Here is a 19,421-nt window from a genome sequence, read left to right as displayed (position 1 = left end):
TCCTTCGCGTGAAATGGCAGCATTTAAAGCAAGAACGCGTTCTTTGTTTAGCCGCCTTCAGGCTATGGAGAAAACTGGGTTTGCCAGTAATAAGAACGATAAGAAGAAAAAGAAAGTTGGGTAAATTCCCGAGCATACCGCGTATTTGCGTAGCATAATACGGGGATTTGTGCCTCTACCACTCCCGTATTACGACCTTGTCTAATACGGGTTACGCTTATTGAGTGGCCTGATCATCCAAATAAATAACGACAAATAACTACTGAGGCAATAATGCCCGCTAGGTCTGCCAATAAGCCGGCGGGAATTGCGTGGCGTGTTCTACGAATACCTACGGAACCAAAATACACCGCAATGACATAAAAAGTTGTTTCTGTACTACCCATCATGGTGGCGGCAGTTTTAGCAATCAATGAATTTCCGCCATATTGATGAATCAACTCGGCCATAATTCCTGTTGAGGCACTACCCGAGAAAGGACGAATCAGCGCTAAGGGCAAGACTTCTGAAGGCATGCCAATCAACTCCATAAGTGGAGCAAGCAATCGTCCCAATAAGGTAAAAAAACCAGACGCCCGCAGCATACCAATCGCCACAATCATGGCAATCAAATAGGGTAAGATATTTAAAACCGTATCGAATCCTTGCTTGGCACCGACAATAAAAGCATCAAACACATTAACTTTCTTTATCGCCGCATAAAGCGGTATACCCACAACAAACAACAAAAGCATCCAATTAGATAGTTGATTGGCTATTCCACTCATAAGCTATCCGCCTTTTCAACACTAAAAACAGGTAATTTAGCAAGTTGCCTCACCGCAATAATTGCCACTACGGTGGAAATAATCGTTGCTATTAAAGAACTGAAAACCACGCTGGTTGGATTCGTACTGCCATTAGCAGCGAGATACGCAATAGCGGTTGCAGGAATTAACTGCACGCTGGATGTGTTAATCGCAAGAAAGGTACACATAGAATTACTGGCAACCCGGGCATGTTGATTCAGTGCTTGCAATTCTTTCATTGCTTGCAATCCAAATGGCGTTGCTGCATTGGCAAGGCCAAGCATATTTGCCGAAATGTTCAGAGCAATCGCCCCCATTGCCGGATGATCAGTAGGCACGTCCGGAAATAATCGTCGTAATACAGGTCGCAAGATATTACCCAATATTTTGATCAAACCAGACTCAGTGGCTATAGACATAATACCTAGCCACAAACACATAATTCCAGCCAACCCTAGAGCAATTTCAAAACCAAGTTTGGCAGAATCAGTGACTGCACGAACCACCTCATCAATACGTCCTTCAATGACACCAACCACAATTGAAGTCAGTATCATTCCCAACCAAATTATATTCAGCATTCTTGCCTCCAGGCGCGGGAACAAGTTAACATGTACTCCATAGCCAGCTCAAAATATAAGATTCTTCTGATGAAATGCACCTCAACCCCCTTACGCAAATTCGCTTTGCTCATTGGTTTTCTTGCATGTACAAGCAGCCATGCATTTGACTCCAAAGCTACTGAAAAACAAGCAAATTCATCAATAGAAGAACTATATCATAAGCTAAACCACATGCCGAATATTTCTATGACCATGCGCATTGATTGGATAAGTAAGCACTTTATCGGGGTGCCTTATGTACTGGGTTCTTTAGGGGAAGGTCCAAATGGCCGTTATGATCAATTTCCTCAATATCGTGTAGATGCCTTTGACTGTGATACTTATGTAAATACGGTGGTTGCTTTGGCATTAGCAAATTCACTCCCCTCATTCCAACAATGCATACAACAAATGCGCTATAGCAATGGCAAAGTATCTTATATTCACCGAACTCATTTTACAGGTTTAGATTGGAATCAATACCATCAACAAGAAGGGGTATTCAAAGACATTACTCAAACAATCAAAAACAAGGACAATAAACCCATAGCACAGGTAGCTACCGCAACCATCGAAAAACCCAATTGGTATGCCTACAAAACGATTGAAACCATCCGCTTACAAAATGCCAACAAAGCAGAACAAGAAAAACGCTTAGAAGAATTAAAAGCGAAAGGAGCGAAACTGGAGGTTACTGCGGAAAATGTGCCTTACCTGCCTTTAGCTGTTTTATTCCCAAAACAGAATAAACCTGATTTACAATTATTCGCGCAAATTCCTAATGGTGCGATTGTTGAGGTTGTACGACCTAATTGGAATGTGCGGGATAAAATTGGCACCGCTTTGAATATATCGCACTTAGGCTTTGCTATTTGGAAGGAGAACGTGTTGTATTTTAGAGAAGCCTCATCCGAATATGGTAAAGTAGTCGATGTTCCTTTAATTGATTATCTAAAGGATGCACTTAAGAGCCCAACAATTAAAGGGATTAATGTTCAGGTGATAGTTCCAACACAACCTCGCTGCCATAGCTAAGCTAACTATTGAGGTATTGATTCCACAAAACCGGTATTACGACGTCGTCTAATACAGGCTATAGATTATACGATGCAGGTTTCAAAGCGCTTCTAGTTTAGGTAGACTATACCCTAACTACTGAACATGCTATTTAGGAACGTGCAATGAATTATGGATTAATAGAAAAACCAGCACTGTCTACCAGTGACTGTCTTGTGCTTGGCATCTTTTCTGATGAAAAACCATCAGACTTTGCCCAAGACTTAGATATAGAACATGATGGCTTAATTAGTAAACTATCTCAAAGAGCTTCTGAAGCAGGAGATCTTATTTGGCACACTAGCACACAAGGCCATTCCTTGTTGCTAGTTCAGTGTGGAAAGAAAGAAAAATTTACGCCTAAACTGCTGAAAAAAAGACTAACGGAGCTTACTGATGCAGTAATTAAGCAACGCTTCAAATCCGTCACCCTTTGCCTGCCGCAATTACAAAACCACACAGCAGATTGGCAGCTGGAACAAATGATTGTGCAAATAGATACTCATCGTTTTCAACAGCTGGAATTTAAAAAGAAACATGCCAAACCACACCAGTTAGAACAAGTTAATTTTTATTTACCAGAAGCAAACCCTAAAACACTAAAAACAGGACAAGCAATTGCTAAGGGCATTGAGTTTACTCGTCATCTCGCTAATCTACCCGCGAATATATGTACCCCAACTTATTTAGGCGAACAGGCTATTCAGCTCGCTAAAGAATTCCCTACCCACCTAAGTTGTACTGTACTAGGTCCTGATGAAATGCGTCAGCTAGGAATGGAAACATTATTGGCAGTATCTCAGGGCTCTTCTCAACCACCACGTTTAATCGATATTCAGTATAAAGGCGCAGGTGATGCAGCACCGATAGTGTTGGTTGGTAAAGGCATTACCTTTGATTCAGGTGGCCTAACTATTAAACCAGGCAATGCCATGGATGAAATGAAATATGATATGTGCGGTGCCGCGAGCGTATTGGGTACAATCAAAGCCTGTGCCCTGCTCCAATTGCCAATCAATATCGTAGGGTTAATTGCAAGCTCTGAGAATATGCTAAGTGGCTCAGCAGTAAAACCAGGTGATATCGTTACCAGCATGTCTGGCCAAACCGTTGAAATTCTTAATACAGATGCTGAGGGACGTTTAGTATTGGCAGATGCCTTGACTTATGCCGAACGCTTTGCCCCTGAGTATGTGCTTGACATTGCAACCTTAACTGGTGGCATTATTGTCGCTTTAGGCACTGTTGCTACGGGTTTAATGACTCAGGATGATGATTTAGCTCAACTTATTGAAGAGGCAGCTATCGAAAGTAATGACCGTGTCTGGCGTATGCCATTGGATGAAGATTATCAAGATGCATTAGATAGTCCTTTAGCAGACATGATTAATGCTGGCTTTGACCGTACAGCTAGTAGTATTACCGCAGCCTGTTTCTTATCGCGATTTACGGAAAAATATCGATGGGCTCATTTAGACATTGCAGGGACTGCATGGACTTCCGGAAAAAAACGTAATGCAACTGGAAGACCCGTTCCTTTATTAACTCAATTAATTCGCCATGCCGCCAATTCGCGTTGATTTTTATTTATTGGAAAGCGATCAAGACCATGCTCGTTGGCTGATCGCTTGTCGTCTTTTAGAAAAAGCTTATCATCGAGGCCATCGGGTTTATGTTTTTTGTAATAATCAACATGATGCTGAATTGATTGATGAGTTGTTATGGACCTTTAAAGAAGACAGTTTTATTCCCCATAACCTGCAAGGTGAAGGGCCAGAGCCGCCACCACCGATACAAATTGGTTATGGCCAAGAACCACGTGGGTTTAATGATATTTTGTTAAATTTGAGTGATCAAATTCCTGCTTTTTATCCTAAATTCAAACGAGTTATGGAGTTGGTTAGTAACCGAGAAGTTGAAAAGGAGCAAAGCCGGGTTCATTATCGTGAGTATAGGGCTAAAGGTTGTGAGTTACATACTCATCCGATTAAATAATCAAGTAAGTAGGCTGGTTGCACGCAACCAGCCTACTTATAATGTATTAAGCATCCCATAAAACATTACACTCATCCCTGATCGAGGTCTGAAGCATGTTGATCAAAGGAATTGCACGTTTCTCCAAGCCAATTAGCATCTCACCATCCTCATCTTCTTTATCTGAGGATTGGGAGCCACTTTTCGCCAAGCCACGTTGTAAATGCTCCAATGCCTGTGGAAGATCTTCAAATTTAATTGCTCCGGGTACAGTGCCACTGTGCCCCATTAATGACAATAATTGCTTTGCTACATCACCAAAATAAGTAATGTCTTCGTATGCATCTGAATGAAAGGTCACTAACATAGTAAACTCCTTTTTAACGGCAAATATCAATTGCCATAAGCCTGTAGCAAATATTCAGCCACGGCGCGTAATCCCATAGCCTCTCCACCTTCAGGCTTACCCGGTTTAGAACCTAAATTCCATGCCATAATGTCAAAATGAACCCAAGGTGTGTTATTGGTGATAAAACGCTGTAAAAACAATCCTGCCGTAATAGCTCCCGCATAAGGACTATCACTGGCATTAGAAATATCAGCAATGCTCGAACGCAAAATTTCCTCATAAGCTGCAAATAAAGGTAAGCGCCAAACTGGATCAGCAGTTTTTTGTGCGGTTTCCTGAAGTGCTGCCGCCACTTGATCGTTATTAGTAAACATGGCAGAAATTTCCGTACCCACAGAGACACGGGCAGCCCCAGTCAACGTTGCAAAATCAATGATTAAATCAGGTTGCTCTTCACTGGCTTTAACTAATGCATCTGCGAGAATTAAACGCCCTTCCGCATCAGTATTATGGATTTCTACGGTTAAGCCATTACGCATCGTCAATACATCACCCGGCCTGAATGCATCAGGACCTATAGCATTTTCTACCGCAGGAACTAATAAATGCAGACGAATAGGCAAGTCACGCTCCATAATCCATTGAGCTAAACCAATAGCATGAGCAGCGCCTCCCATATCTTTTTTCATCAACCGCATGCCAGAAGCTGATTTTATGTCTAAACCGCCACTGTCAAAGCAAACGCCTTTTCCAACCAGAGTGATTTTAGGGTGCTTTTCATTACCCCATACCAAAGACAATAGCCTTGGCGCAGATGCCGCAGTCGCTGCACGGCCTACAGCATGAATGGCAGGAAAATTTTCTTGTAATAAGTCGTCGCCAACCCATTGTGTAAATCGTGCGCCATATGTATCAGCTAAGCCTTGTACCACAGTTGCTAACTCTTGAGGACCTAAATCGCTGGTTGGCTTATTAATCAAATCACGAACTAAAAAATGAGCTTGCGCTAAGGCCTTTATTTTAGCTAACTCTTCAGCCGGAACAATTAAACGTCGCGACGCTACAGTACTTTTCTTATATCCCTCATATCGATACTGTGCAAGCGCCCAATAAAGAATGGCTTCCTGAGTTACTTCTCCTTGCACCTGATAAATATTCGCAGGCAATTGCAGTGCTGCATTTGCCAAGGCCTGTTCATGGCTGCCAAGACCCGTGCCTATGTAAACCCGGTCTATTAAACCGTCAGCATTATTGATTAAACAATAATCACCTATCTTCCCTTTAAATTCTCTTAACGTAAAAGAATTACGCTCCACAGGTTCTAAGGTATCAATGCCTTCTTCCCATTGAGCTTGGGATATAAAATAAAGGGGAATTGCTCGATCAGAACGAGTCTCATAAAATAACTCTGCATGCATTTTTTATTCCTTCATCTGGCCACGAAAATGATTAGGTCTAAGTCCTGTTAAGCCTAAAACAAACAAATAAATCACCACCACAGCCAGGACATGGGCTCCTAATAAGCCTAGGCGAGCTACTGGCTCAAGATTTAACCAATAATCAAGGGTCCCACCCATTAGGATTAAGTAAATGCTAATCGCTGCGTTAGCACATACTAATTGTATACTATATTTTAACCAACCTGGTGAAGGTAGGTATACTTTACGCTTAATGAGTAGAAATAAAAGAAGCCCACAATTCACATAGCCGGCCAAGGCAGACGCTAAAGTTAAGCCTGCATGAGCAAAATGCCAAACGAATAAAGCACATAATATGGTGTTAACAACCATTGCCAAAGCCCCTACTTTTACCGGGGTACTAATATCCTGACGCGCATAAAAACCCGAAGCCAATACTTTAATCATCATAAATGCGGGCACCCCTGATGCTAAAGTAATCAAACTTTTTTGCGTTTGGAGTACATCATTAGCGACAAATTTCCCATAAGCAAAACAACTCACAATCAATGGCATAGAAAATAAACACAAACCTAATCCAGCAGGTATGCCAATAAGCAAGATGGAACGTAATCCCCAATCTAGTGCCTGTGAATAATGAGTAACACTTTGTTCTGCATGGCGTCTGGAAAGATGTGGCAAAATTACAGTCGCAATAGCCACCCCAAATACCCCCAAAGGAAAATCAGTTAGGCGATCAGTATAATAAAGCCAGGATACGCTACCCACCTTTAAGAATGAGGCAAAAACACTATCTACCATTAAATTCAACTGAGCGATGGAAACACCAAATAATGCTGGAACCATCAATTTAAGTACGCGATTCACTCCTGGATCATTACGAACCAAGCGTGGTCGAACTAAGAGGTTTCGTCGATATAAAAAAGGCAATTGAAATAATAATTGGATAATCCCTGCAATCAATACTCCCCAAGCTATGCCAACTACGGGCTGGGGTAAGTGGGGGCACAAATAAAACGCCGCTAAAATCATGCTAATATTGAGTAATACCGGGGTAATTGCAGGTATCGCAAAATAACCATAGGTATTGAGTACAGCTCCTGACATTGCAGTGAGGGAAACTAACATTAAAAAAGGGAATGTAATGCGCAACATTTCCGTAGTTAATTGTGCACGACCACCATCATGACTAAAACCTGGAGCAAATAAGAAAACAATAATTGGTGCGGCGAATATACCTATAATAGTAACTACAGTAAGAATTGATCCTAGATAGCCAGCAATCCGTGCGATAAAAACACGCACATCATCAGGCGAGCGTGTTTTTTGATATTCGGCCAGCACAGGAACAAAGGCTTGTGCAAAAGCCCCTTCCGCAAAAAGGCGGCGCATAAAGTTAGGAATACGAAAGGCTACAAAAAAAGCATCCATTCCCGCTTGGGCGCCAAAAAAATTAGCCAACACCATATCACGAGCAAATCCCATCATGCGTGAAATGAATGTCATTAAGGACACTAAGGTGGTTGAACGCAACAAACTTTGTCGTTTAGGAATCATAATATCGGTTTTCGTAGCAGACATATTTCTATCGATTATTAAATGAATCCCTTATGATATACCTAAATAGCGAAACATACATAATTTTAATGCCCGGTATTGACAGATATATACAGAATTCTATTGACAAAGTCTAGTCCATTGGGCAAGATCACCATCTTTTGTACCATCTGAATGAGTGGAGATTTTTAAGTGGCAAATATTAAATCAGCGATCAAACGTGCTCGCCAAAACGTGAAACTGCGTAAACACAATGCCAGCGCACGTTCTATGTTTCGTACATACATCAAAAATGTGTTAAAAGCAGTTGAAGCAGGCAACAAAGAAGACGCTACTGCAGCTTATGCTAAAGCACAACCAGTTATCGATAAAGCTGCGTGCAAGGGCTTGATTCATAAGAATAAAGCTGCTCGTATTAAAAGCCGCCTGGCTGCTCGTGTTAAGGCAATGGCTGCTTAATTCGCTGCTTGTTATAGCAACTCCCCAAAACGTAGTCTGTTTTTAAGTAAAGGCTTAATACGGGCTATGTTTTTCTATTTCCTATTTTTCTTCACGATATGTATAATGCATCACTCACAAATCCGGCGATGCAATAACAGTGTTTTGTTTTAAATTTTTAAAATTACAAATACTGAAAACAATTAAACCGGTTGTTACCGGTTCAATTGTTTAGAATGTTTCTTTATGAAAGGTCTAGTCCAGATTTAGCTTAACCCTAAAGAGATGGGGTGGCGTTTAAAATAACTTCAGTCTTCGCGTCCATTATGTTGTTGAATAAAACCTTTTGCGGTTTAAAGGCAAGTAGAATATCACTCAAATTCGGGTTCTTTTTTACTACCTCCATTACAGCACGGAATGTTTCTTGATCTCTGGGAATATAAATTAATTTAGGAAGCTCCTTTACAAAAATACTATTAAGAGAATCGATATGCTGCTCAATAGCGTCTATCTCGTCCATAGAATCCACCTGATCCAGAATCTCAGCAAACTCCTTGTATTTTGTATTCATTTGCTGAGCAAATGGTTGAAGGGAGCTTAAAGAATGAATAAACCGCTGAGCCTCTGTTTTATTCTCCTCAGATAACGAAGAATACATATCCTCCATAGCTACTTGTTCCACAGCCTCACTAATGCTTTTCGTCGCCATATCTGTATATGCAAATAGGATCCTAATACCAGCATTCTCTTGACGCTCTAAAAGTTGCAATAACTTCCGCTCAACTCTAGGATCAACAATAATTTGTAAATCTGCTTTTTGAGTCTCAAGATAGCTTCGAATCTCCTTTTGCAGTCCAATCATTTGGTATGTTATAGCAACAATCCTATCCGTTGTTTTCGCATGAGCTAAATTTTCGCGAAGCTGCTCTAGCTTTTGGCTAAACGTGTTTATTTCACTAATTTGAGGTTCAGCTTTTAAAAACCTAATTAATCTTTGCACCTTTTCCTTCGCATTATCAGCGTTAAAAAATTTTGAGCCAGGAGTGTTACCCATTTTTAATTCCTCAATATTCAACTAATATTTTAAAGGTCAAATTTTCTATCTTTTTTGGTAAAGCTTGATCAGCAGACAGATCCTGAGCCTCCTTGGTTGTTTGCCCCATTACATTCAAAAAAGTGTTTTGTACCTGACTTCTGATGTACTAACAAAGGCGGAAACATCCAATAAGTCGATGCCACTAAGCTTTTTAATTACCTCGATCGCGGCGTCGATGGACTCTGGTTGCTCCTCTAATTTTGTTAAAGCTTCAAGCGCCATCAAAACAATTTTCCTTTCCTGTATACCGGGTAATCGTTTAACAGCCTGCTCAATTAAGCCATCCATTCCCTTATGATAATCATCAATCGCTTTCTTTGCCCAAGTAGGAATCTTAACATGCTCTTTACGGTCCTTAGCATCATCCATACCCATATTGGCTTTAACAACTGCATTTTGAGAACCCTCAACTTGGCGTGAAGAAGCAATTGCCGAATGAAGTCCCCGGCTTCCATAAGCTTTCCGATGTTCTAGGATTTCGTCGTATTCTGCTTGCACTTTCTTAATCAAGTCAGCAATCCTCAGCGAGCGCTGTAACTCATCCTCAGCATCCTCGCTTACAATTGATTGAATCCCTTCTCTAGCTTGATCAAAATCCATTTTCAGCTCATCTGGTTTCAGGCGGCAAGGCTCTTGCATGCCTCCAAATAATCCTAGCTCCAAAACATCAATCACATTTAATTGTTGCGAAGGATGACTGAAATACTCTTCCTCTTTAGACTTTTCGACTTCTTCTTTTTTCGTCCAATCTAAATAATATGTCATAAATTTTTCACACAGTTTCTCAATCTCACCCTCATTAAAAAACTCTAAATGGATGGAGCTTTTTTTAAGTGCTTGCATATGCTGATTAAAATCATCAGGTGTGTAGGGTTTATTATCTCTTAGACGATAATGATTATGGTTGTGATTCGATTCATCTTCGAGATGATGCATTAATTTTATGTGTACCGCGTTACTGCCTCGATAGTACATATCACAGCCATTTACTACCTCTTGGTGCGCTAAAGCAGCTGCATTGTAAAGTTTATCACGAAATTCTTGGGGGTATTGATCCATGTATTCACCAGCAGTCCAGAAATACCATGTCAGACTATGGCCTTTAACTTGTAGGGCAACACGAACTTCGATCGTTTGTTTCTTCAACCCCCTTTCCTGATCTTCGTATGTCGTTTCAAATACCTTACCTTTCGTTAATCGAAAGTATCTTCCTACTTCTTTATATTCTTCTACTCTTTTTCGATATTCTTGTTTATCACCTGTGGCAACAAGAAGTTGTAACTCTTCGGACTCTTCTGATTTAAATGAGTGCATGAGAGGCACTACATGTCTTTTCTTTAGTAAAATAAAAAAAGGAGCTGTCATAACTATCACCAATAAGACTGAGTTAAAATCATCTTGTATATATGATATTCTAAATGATCAAAGAGTACAGTTCAAGCTTTTTAAGATCATTATGATCTAATTTAGAGCAAATATGGCATTATTCCCTATAATCGCCTTTTCGGAACACTTAAAGAGAGTTCTTTTAATTCTTTATCATCATTTCTTTTAAGATTTTTCTCAGAAAAAAAAGGTGGGAGATCGCCCCTATCGCTAGCAGTCCTATTAAGATTATCATTTTGAGCCATCTCTTGTGCCTGGCGAGCAAGATCATCTTTACTGATACGCTGATAAATCTGATTCAATTTATTTGAAAACCCAGGAGAAAATGTTGTATTTAACTGAGTTATCAGAGCGGCAGGAATGCTACTGAAAATGTTAATGAGATAAGAAGGTATCTCGGTGGACTCATTGAACTCAACTTGTTTTACTAACTGCTCTAAAGAGGATATGGCATATTCAGGTACTGAACTTTCTGGATTATTCTGGCTCAACGCAACCATTAATTTCGCGACAGGGCTAGTTTTGATTAACTGCTCAATCTTTTTTGCAATAGGCTCTATATCAAGATTATGTTCGCTCCCTGCCTTTAATGCCCTAGTTAAAAACATCATCCCATTAAGTCCGTTATAAGCTCCTGTTGTAATTGGCTCCAATAACACCAAATCACTCATTCCTGCTGCTTCTTTTGCATGGTAGGAATCTAATCGAGAAATAATCGTCATTAATTGCGTTAACGCTGCAGAATTATCGTCAATATACGCAGCCTCAACAAGGGTTAACAAGATAAGATGTAGTGAGGATAGACCCTTATAAGGCCCTAGTGCAATTACTTTATATAAATCCCTGAGAAATGCCTGGGGATTTGTATCGAAAACCTGCAATAACTCGGTTTGAATTATTGTTACCAGATCTGAATCATGAGCACCTGCTTGCAATAAAGCACTAAACACTACATACAGATTGCTCTTCCCCTTGAATAAACTACGGGTAAATTCTTTGGTCAGTGCTTCCGCCATAATCTCCGGTTCTTTCTGTATGCATTGCTGAAACAGTGTAGCGATTCGTGAGGTTTCTACGCGATTATTTATTAATGTAACCGACTGAAGCAAGGCGCGAAGCAAAGCTAAAAGTGGATTCTTGCCCTCCTCTATTCCCTTGCCTTCATTTTCTTTTACTAGCATAGAACAAAATTCAAATTCTTCGGTATCCAAAAGCTTCTTAAATAGGGAATTAAGTGCCAATAAAGAATCAGGATGTTTTTTCGTACTAAAAACCAGCGAATAGTAATTATTCATCCACGCATAAAAAAGGCTTTGCCCTTCAAACGCACCACTACTATATGACTGCTGAAACATTACCTCTAAGGCGCGAGAGTCTTGGTTTAAAATTTTTATTGTTAGCGCAGAAATAAGTTTAATTACCTCCGTATCCAATGACTTTACAGCGCAATAAAGAGCATAAGTGAGCCAATAAAAGAAGTTACTCTTTTGTAGCTTATCTAAAGACTCTTCGTCCACATAATTATAAAGCTGGCTAATAAATGCTACCAACTCCGCTCCTTGCAGATCCGCGGTGTGCTCACCTACATAACGAGTTATTGGCTGGGAAAAGAAATCCGTTTGATTTGTCATCAATATGCCTATCTAGAGAATAATTTGTTCTTATTATCAATTATGGTAGCAAACCAACCAATAGGCAAGTAGTTGATTTATTAAACACCAAGATAATATATTGTCTTAAAGCCAACACGAGCTTGATGGAAAAGAAGTAGTAAACTCTTCCTCAGAGAGAGGTCGATGAAATAGTCGCAATGCGCTTGCATATGAAGAGTCTATACTAGACGCTGCCCCTATTGCTTCAGGGGCTTGGACAGATGGTTCACTGAAAAAGCTATTAGGTTTCAAATTAGTTTCATTTGCAAAAAAAAACCGTTCTTCTACCGATAATTGGGAATAAATCAGGTGTGTAGCTTGAGAGTTAGCGAGTGCGCTAATAATTATTTGTGCATGCTGTTTTTGTATTGCCCCATCCTCCTTTTGAGCTAAGCTTATTACTTGATTTATTGGAGTGTGCTGATATTCAGGGGTAGGATGTGTAGGTGCCGATTGGAATACAGCTGTCGTTAATTGCTCAGCTTCTGCCTTCTGAATTACGTCCACAATAAAATTCATGATAGGTGTTACATCAGTATGATGCGCCATTGCTGCAATAAGGGCTCTACACAAAAATACGAGGCAATTAAGGTCCTTATGTGTTCCACTCTTAATTGTTTCGAGTAGCGCAGAAACCACTCCCGCCGGCCCTTTATCATAAGAAGTAAATTCTGTAAGTATGCTCATCAACTGGGCAATAACTTCAGCGTTTTTATCTTTATAGGCAGCTTCAACCAAGCTTAATAAAATCTGATGAAGTGAGGATAATCCTGGGTGCGCATGAATTTTGACCAATGAATTAATAAATTGCTCGGGATGATTCTTTAGCGCTTGCAACATGGCATCGTGAATTATTGGGAGCGAATCGAAATAGCCAAATAATACCACTTTAGGTAAAATACTGCTTAAGACATAAAGGCAACTCTTACCACGGAATAAGCCATGAGTAATTTCTTGAGTTAATGCCGCCCCCATAAGGCTTGGCTCTTGCTGCATACACTTTTGAAACAGCTCAGCAATAAGTTGTGTTTGCTCCCGATTATAATCACTCATTTTCTCTGCAGCCATTTGGTAGCTACGCAGCAAAACTAAAAGAGCATTTTTTCCTTTTTCACGGCCTTCTTCAATATTTTTAACCAGCAAAGAGCAAAATCGAGAATCCCAACCATTTAATAATTCATGAAAAATAGTGTTAAAAGCGTGTAAATCATTATGCAAACTGCCAACAAGAGAATAATAATTATCCATCCAAAAATAAGTAAAACTTTGCCCTTGAAACTCACCGTTACTAATCTGCTGATTAAACATATCATACAATGCATCAGGAGATTTGATTAAAATGCTCTGAGTAATACTCATGATCAGAGTAATAGGGGTTTCTTGTAAATTTGTATTTGAGTGTGAGTTTGGATCAGCATTCGTGTCAGCAAGTTTAACAGCACAGCCCAGAGCAAACGTTAGCCAAGGAAAAAAAGTTCCCTCTTTTAGTTTTTCTGCGGTTAACTGCATACTAACATTATTAAGTTCTTGAAGTAAAAAGATAAGCTCGGCATACGATAATTCTTTTTGCTTTTTTAATAAATCAAAATTAGGGGCTAAAGCAAAAATGTCTTTTCCTTCTACTGGCAAAAAACCCATACAAAGTCCAAAAAATATACAATATTACCTTTATTATTACCTGTTTTAATTTAATACACAAGGACTTTTTATAAGATCTTCGGTGTAGACTGGGCTGCAACAAAGCCCAGGCTACAATAAGCTCTCACCCGAATTAATGTAATGCCAAAGAAGCCCGCGCTTCAGAAAGCTCCTCATCGTCATCAAGCAGATTCTCATCCTCAGAATCAGGATCACAATAATTACGGCCTATAATTTTGCACAGTTTTTTCTGATCATTTAAAGATAGGTATGAGACTAAAACTTCCAGCGGATTTTCACCAGAAAACATCTCATCGGTTTCATTTTCGCTTGCAGTAAAAAATGCGGGCTCATAAGGTAATTTCTCGTTGATTTTCATGCCATGCACTAAAGCCATATACAATGAATTAAACAGATTTTCTGCTTGTCCTATTTGTTTGAGCAAATGATACTGCTCTTTATTTCTAGGCAAATTGGCTAATGAATAAAAAAAGCCGGAGATGCCTGAGATTTTTGGTGTTTTGATGTCAGGATTGATAAAAGAAAACTCCTGATAAAAAGCAACAATTCGCGTCAACAATTGCGTCCGATAAGCCTCGCATTCTTCAGGAACATCTGCTTGGCGTATCATCCACTCTAACTTTTGTAAAGTTCCCGCAACTTGCTTGGCTTTAGAACAATACTCCTCATCAACCGCCCAAAGCTTGTCTATAGTGCTACCAGGCAAAGGTTTTATTTTTTGTGGTGGTATTGTCCAAATTAATTTAACCCCCGCTTTCTCCCCATCACGATAATATACTTTTTCTCCAGAAGACCGCGTATGAATATCCAGCTCCCCTTCGCTATGCAAGATAATATTTTCCATACCACCACTCACCAAACGAGGAAAAGTTGATTTATGATAGGAGGCTAACCACTGAGAAGGAAGAACAGTTTCTAATATAGACAATGCTTCGGTCTTACAGGTATGAGACCCCTCTAAAGTAGGCCCTTTCCATCCTAGCGAAAGCTTAAGATCAAAAGGATGAAGCCTTGGGGCACGCTGTTCAATTTTAGCTTTTCGTAGTTCAATTTCATAAATTTCTTTTGAGTGTTTCTCTCCTGGATAACATCTCACCTTCCGTGTTGAAGGCGCAGTCAGACCCTCATCTCCTAATACATACCGCACTGGAGCCTGCTGTTCTTGAACTTGGGTTTGGCATTTTTCTTGTAATTTTTTAAAGTCTTCCTCGGTCAGCTCATAAGAATCGCCATGCAAACCATGGCCCATATCCATAAACCGAACCTCTTCATGCATTAACCAACCATGGTTCCCCCACAGATCAACATCTAAACCTATTTTTCTTTTAAACTTAGTGAACCAATCATCAGGACTGCCGGTAGCCGGAACTCCATAAAACCCCCAAGTCTCAACAACTTCTACTTGTTTTTTTGTCTCATTATATTTAGATAAAAAAAAAGCCCCATGCCAGGCCGGATTACCTTCTACAGTATGATCAAAAGTACAGAAAGTCACCAAATATGTCATGTTGTTCTCCACGTCCTGTTAATAATTATCCAATCTTTGAAAACATTCTCTTAGTGCATTAACTGCACACACCTCAAGCTATTCTGATTAAAAATTATCAAAGATTCAAGTGTCTAAGCTAAAGGGAAGCTTAAAAAATAGAGGTTGAATAAGTATAGAAAAAATCAAAGGGAAAACTTGAAGAATTCGCTGTGCTTATGGCTTCCCGAAGCTCGCTACGCGGTATCTAGGCTACATTTAGAAGTAGCCCAGTCGCTTGCAACTGAGGAGCCATGAGCGTAACGAATTCCTTAAAGAAGTACCATCCGCTCATGGGCCGACTCAATTAGCTGTAGGAATTAGCGACTTTGGCTTGATTTACTTGTTCGTAAGCACGGCGCGCAGGTTCAAAATCAGGATATTTTGTCACGATATGTTGTAAAATCATTCGTGATAAGGCCTCATCACCTCGATTCCACTCATTTAAAGCATCAAAATATAACCTGTTTGCCGCCTCTCCAGCAACAATCGGTGCACGTTCCAAGGTTACTGGCTCAACGAAACTAACGCGAGCCTGAGTTTTTGCTTCCATACGTTGTAACACTTTACGTGCTTGGATGTTGCCATTGTCACTAGCTTGTTGCAGCAAGAGTTTTCCTTTTGATGGAGATAACTCCCCTGCCGTACCCTCGAGGTAATAAGTACCCAATTGATATTGAGCATATGCATTTTGTCGAGCTGCTAATTTTTGGTAGAAACCAGCCGCCATTTTTGGATCTTTTTCGACACCTAATCCATAGTGGTACATTCTGGCTAAAGCCAACATAGCCTTTTCATTACCTTTAGTTGCTGCTGCCTGATAGTACTTAAGCGCCTCAGCAAAATCTATTTTCGAGGTAATGCCAGTCTCTGAAAGCAGACCCAACTCATAAAGTGCATTCGCATTTCCTAAATCTGCAGCTTTCTTATACCAAGCTAAAGCTTGTTGTTCATCGCGAGGCTGACCAAGCCCCATGAAGTATATGCCACCTAATTGGTTCATTGCGTCATGTACTTTGTCATTTGCCGCCTTAACAAATAACTCTTTAGCTTTTGCGTAATCGACTGGAGTACCCTTGCCATATAAATACATCAGCCCTAAGTTATAAATGCCTAGTGCATTGCCTTTAGCCGCAGCCTTTTCATAGGCTTTGAGCGCTTGTGGGTAATTATCATCCACCGTCTCATTAATAAAACCTAAGGCAACATAAGCTTCAGGTAGGGTCGCAGCTGCTTTTTTGTACCACTCTTTAGCTGCACTGTAATCTGGCTCACCACTGTTACCCAATTGATAAAATTGGCCTAATAAATATTCAGCCAGTGGCTCACCCTGCTCAGCAGCAGCAGTATACCAACGTTGTGCATCAACCATGTTAGGAGCAGCACTTAAACCATTCTCATTCATGAAGGCTAATTTTAACTGCGCGTCTCTATCTCCTTTCTGAGCCAAACCATCATAAATCGCTCTGGCTTCTTTCATTTTGTCTGCATCCGTATTTGCTGCCAGATAATAATCAGCTAGAACAATACCTGCGTGACTATTGCCTAATTCATAAGAGTGAATCAGGTCGGGTAAAAAGTCCCGTTTTTCTTGTTGCAACAGTACGGCCATATTAAAGTCAGCATAAGAGAACTTGTCTTTTACGGCCTGTTGTAATTGCACCATTCCCTGCTCATTATTCTTCTCAACCCCTTTACCTTCAGCAGTATAGGTGCCCAAGATAAATTGACTGACTGCATTTTGTCCTGCTTGTTGATACCAGTGTATTGCTTGCGCAGGATCAGCACTAACACCTATTCCACGATCATAAAGCAGTCCAAGGAGTAAAGCTGCTTTTTCATTTCCGGCTTCCGCTTGTTCTTTAGCAACAGCAAAGGCTTTAGCCTGTCTTTTAGCATTCCCGTCCATGGCATTATAAAACGCCAGTGGTAACAAGGCATTGGAAATACCTCGATCTGCAGCTCCTTGATATAATTGACGAATTAACGCAATTTTTTCTTTTTTTGCATCAATGCTTAAATTGCTATCTTGGTCACGTGCCAAACGGTCGGCTAAGTCGTATTCAGCCAGGCCATAATTATTTGCTGCAGCCAAATACAACATCGAATTAGCTTGCTCAGGATCCGCTTTAATATATACCGTCCCCTCAGCCCCTGTTATCCCTTTTTCCAGAATTCGAGACAATACGTATTGAGAGTTTTTATTCCCTTTAAAGGCGGCATCAGTTAAATCGTCTAAAGCTAGCTGATAATCTTCTTTGCTCTTGGCTCGTTGTAAATACAACATACCCAAATTATATTCAGCACCTAAATGTTGTTGCTGTACCGCATTTTGATAAAACGCAATCGCCGCAGAGTCGTTTTGCGCCACCCCTATCCCGTATTGGAACATTTGTCCTATTTCAAATTGCGTTTGCGCATCACCTAATATTGCTCGGTTATACAATTGATAAAATTCCGACATCATATTAACTTGCTTTTGCCAACCTTCCGTCCACATATCCATAATGCTTGGCTCTTGTGAAACAAGATCCGCATATTGGGCATCAAGATAAGGAGCAGGTAAATCAGGATGGGCAACAATAAGACTATTTGCACGCTCCACCTCAGCTACTTGACTATTTAATGGATAAATAGGGTACATCCATTGGTTCGATTGAGCGCTAGCCTCACGACTTAAAAGTGCATCATAATAACTAGTAATGGGCACATCATTAGGTTGCACCAGTTCAAATCGAGGCTTAAAGATATGATGGCGAGAGATAGTTTTTAATTTAGGCGCTTGATTATATGCATAATCACCTAAAACGGTAGGATTATTCCAAGCACTTAAAATGCCATTCATTTGATAAGCTGTTTGGACCAACTTATCTGTGGTGCCGTTACTTAACCAAAGAGCCGCGGCAGCTAAGGCTTTTCCTTGATTACTTGCTTTTTCATCTTGGTTTGCCTGATCTTGCCATTGTTTTGCCATGTTCAAATCAGCTTCAATACCTATGCCTTTTTTATAAAATTCGGCAAGTTGGCGTTTTGCTTCTGTCGAATCATTTTGTGCAGCTTTCAATGTCCATAGAAATGCTGTTTTAGGATCATGTACTGGGCTTTTTGCATCCAGATAAACTTCAGCCAAATCAAGATATGCTTGATTATTTTGGTACTGTCCTACTTTTTCAAACCATTTTAGCGCTTGATCTTTTTGATTTTGCGCCAATTCGGCTTCACCTAATTTAACCATTGCAGGGGCAAAACCTTGGGCAGCAGCCTTGTTTAATAATTCAGTTCCCTTTTCAACATCTTTATCAACCAACTTGCCAGCAAGATACAGACTGCCTAATTTAGTTATGGCCTGTGGGTTACCATTAGCAACCGCCTTATTTAACCAAATAAGACCTAACTTATTGTTAGATGCATTACGACTGTTAATAAAATTTTCAGCCAAAGTATATTGGGCAACCGAATTACCATTTTTTGCCGCATCAATATAAAAACGAGTTGCCGTATCGTAATTTTTCTTCACGCCGATGCCATAGAGATAGGCTGCAGCAACAAACATTTGTGCGTCCACGTTCCCTGCCGCAGCAGCCTGCTTAAACCAGGTTACCGCTTGTTCTGGGTCTTTGTCGTGCAATAAAGTATATTTCGCAACAAGCATGATTGCAGGTAAATAACCTTTACGTGCGGATTGCGTAAAATAACGCATTGCTAACTGGGTATTTTTTAATTGGCCGTATCCATAAAGATAAATGCGTCCTAAATAATAATCAGCAACTGCATTTTTTCCGGTTTGACTCAGTAACGGCTCTATCGCCGTATTATAATTTCCTAAGCGATAAGCGCTGAAATCATCGGCAACAACCTGTTGGCTGGTGGTTGCTGCGAGCAAACATACCCAAGGCACTAGCGATTTCATGAAGATTCTCC

Annotated in this window: 16 protein-coding genes (1 of these 16 cut by a window edge); 5 read left to right on the top strand and 11 right to left on the bottom strand. The window is 40.2% G+C overall.

Going from position 1 to position 19,421, the window contains the following annotated elements:
• A protein-coding gene (locus tag J2N86_RS02745; protein ID WP_252580829.1) for a M23 family metallopeptidase crosses the window boundary here: on the top strand, positions 1 to 124 show its 3' portion. 1,400 nt of this gene lie to the left of the window's left edge; 124 of the gene's 1,524 nt are visible here — the last part of the coding sequence; its start codon lies off the left edge, out of view; it ends in the stop codon at positions 122 to 124.
• Positions 125 to 233: 109 nt separating this feature from the next.
• Here J2N86_RS02745 and J2N86_RS02740 read toward each other — a convergent pair whose 3' ends face one another.
• Complete coding sequence (locus J2N86_RS02740; protein ID WP_252580827.1) at positions 234 to 767, bottom strand: spore maturation protein; 534 nt, start codon at positions 765 to 767, stop codon at positions 234 to 236.
• Complete coding sequence (locus J2N86_RS02735) at positions 764 to 1,369, bottom strand: nucleoside recognition domain-containing protein (RefSeq protein WP_252580826.1); 606 nt, start codon at positions 1,367 to 1,369, stop codon at positions 764 to 766. The genes J2N86_RS02740 and J2N86_RS02735 overlap by 4 nt, the downstream gene beginning before the upstream one ends.
• A gap of 69 nt (positions 1,370 to 1,438) precedes the next feature.
• Here J2N86_RS02735 and J2N86_RS02730 point away from each other — a divergent pair, with 69 nt between their 5' ends.
• The 3 genes from J2N86_RS02730 to J2N86_RS02720 all read left to right on the top strand — a co-directional run bounded on the left by J2N86_RS02730 (position 1,439) and on the right by J2N86_RS02720 (position 4,441).
• On the top strand, positions 1,439 to 2,425 hold the full coding sequence (locus J2N86_RS02730) for an N-acetylmuramoyl-L-alanine amidase-like domain-containing protein (protein WP_252580824.1): 987 nt from the start codon (positions 1,439 to 1,441) through the stop codon (positions 2,423 to 2,425).
• 146 nt (positions 2,426 to 2,571) lie between these two features.
• Entirely contained in the window at positions 2,572 to 4,026 is a 1,455-nt protein-coding gene (locus J2N86_RS02725) for a leucyl aminopeptidase (protein ID WP_252580823.1), read from the top strand.
• On the top strand, positions 4,007 to 4,441 hold the full coding sequence (locus J2N86_RS02720; RefSeq protein WP_252580821.1) for a DNA polymerase III subunit chi: 435 nt from the start codon (positions 4,007 to 4,009) through the stop codon (positions 4,439 to 4,441). The genes J2N86_RS02725 and J2N86_RS02720 overlap by 20 nt, the downstream gene beginning before the upstream one ends.
• 46 nt (positions 4,442 to 4,487) lie before the next feature.
• Here the strand turns inward: J2N86_RS02720 and J2N86_RS02715 are convergent, their stop codons facing one another.
• The 3 genes from J2N86_RS02715 to murJ are packed head-to-tail and all read right to left on the bottom strand — an operon-like array spanning position 4,488 to position 7,768.
• The gene (locus J2N86_RS02715; RefSeq protein WP_252580820.1) at positions 4,488 to 4,787 is read right to left on the bottom strand and encodes a DUF1840 domain-containing protein; all 300 of its coding nucleotides are present in this window, start codon (positions 4,785 to 4,787) and stop codon (positions 4,488 to 4,490) included.
• A 26-nt stretch (positions 4,788 to 4,813) separates the two neighbouring features.
• Positions 4,814 to 6,187, bottom strand: a complete 1,374-nt coding sequence (locus tag J2N86_RS02710) for a leucyl aminopeptidase family protein (RefSeq protein WP_252580818.1) — start codon at positions 6,185 to 6,187, stop codon at positions 4,814 to 4,816.
• 3 nt (positions 6,188 to 6,190) lie between these two features.
• A complete protein-coding gene (murJ, locus tag J2N86_RS02705; protein ID WP_252580816.1) occupies positions 6,191 to 7,768 on the bottom strand; it encodes a murein biosynthesis integral membrane protein MurJ in 1,578 nt (525 codons plus the stop codon).
• Between the two features lie 168 nt (positions 7,769 to 7,936).
• Here murJ and rpsT point away from each other — a divergent pair, with 168 nt between their 5' ends.
• On the top strand, positions 7,937 to 8,203 hold the full coding sequence (gene rpsT / locus J2N86_RS02700) for a 30S ribosomal protein S20 (protein ID WP_252580814.1): 267 nt from the start codon (positions 7,937 to 7,939) through the stop codon (positions 8,201 to 8,203).
• Positions 8,204 to 8,459: 256 nt separating this feature from the next.
• Here rpsT and J2N86_RS02695 read toward each other — a convergent pair whose 3' ends face one another.
• The 6 genes from J2N86_RS02695 to J2N86_RS02670 form a co-directional block, all read right to left on the bottom strand.
• Positions 8,460 to 9,236 (bottom strand): biogenesis of lysosome-related organelles complex 1 subunit 2, encoded by a 777-nt coding sequence (locus J2N86_RS02695; RefSeq protein ID WP_252580812.1) that lies wholly within the window; start codon positions 9,234 to 9,236, stop codon positions 8,460 to 8,462.
• Between the two features lie 114 nt (positions 9,237 to 9,350).
• Positions 9,351 to 10,643: a hypothetical protein gene (locus J2N86_RS02690; protein ID WP_252580810.1), complete on the bottom strand. Its 1,293-nt coding sequence runs from the start codon at positions 10,641 to 10,643 to the stop codon at positions 9,351 to 9,353.
• A gap of 125 nt (positions 10,644 to 10,768) precedes the next feature.
• Positions 10,769 to 12,295, bottom strand: a complete 1,527-nt coding sequence (locus J2N86_RS02685; RefSeq protein ID WP_252580808.1) for a hypothetical protein — start codon at positions 12,293 to 12,295, stop codon at positions 10,769 to 10,771.
• A 105-nt stretch (positions 12,296 to 12,400) separates the two neighbouring features.
• Positions 12,401 to 13,954: a hypothetical protein gene (locus J2N86_RS02680; protein WP_252580806.1), complete on the bottom strand. Its 1,554-nt coding sequence runs from the start codon at positions 13,952 to 13,954 to the stop codon at positions 12,401 to 12,403.
• Positions 13,955 to 14,087: 133 nt separating this feature from the next.
• Positions 14,088 to 15,482, bottom strand: a complete 1,395-nt coding sequence (locus J2N86_RS02675) for a hypothetical protein (RefSeq protein ID WP_252580804.1) — start codon at positions 15,480 to 15,482, stop codon at positions 14,088 to 14,090.
• Between the two features lie 325 nt (positions 15,483 to 15,807).
• A complete protein-coding gene (locus J2N86_RS02670) occupies positions 15,808 to 19,410 on the bottom strand; it encodes a tetratricopeptide repeat protein (protein WP_252580802.1) in 3,603 nt (1,200 codons plus the stop codon).
• Positions 19,411 to 19,421 lie beyond the last annotated feature (11 nt).

Origin of the sequence: Legionella lytica, assembly GCF_023921225.1 — a bacterium.
Taxonomy (GTDB): domain Bacteria; phylum Pseudomonadota; class Gammaproteobacteria; order Legionellales; family Legionellaceae; genus Legionella; species Legionella lytica.
This window is presented reverse-complemented; position numbering and strand designations above follow the sequence as displayed.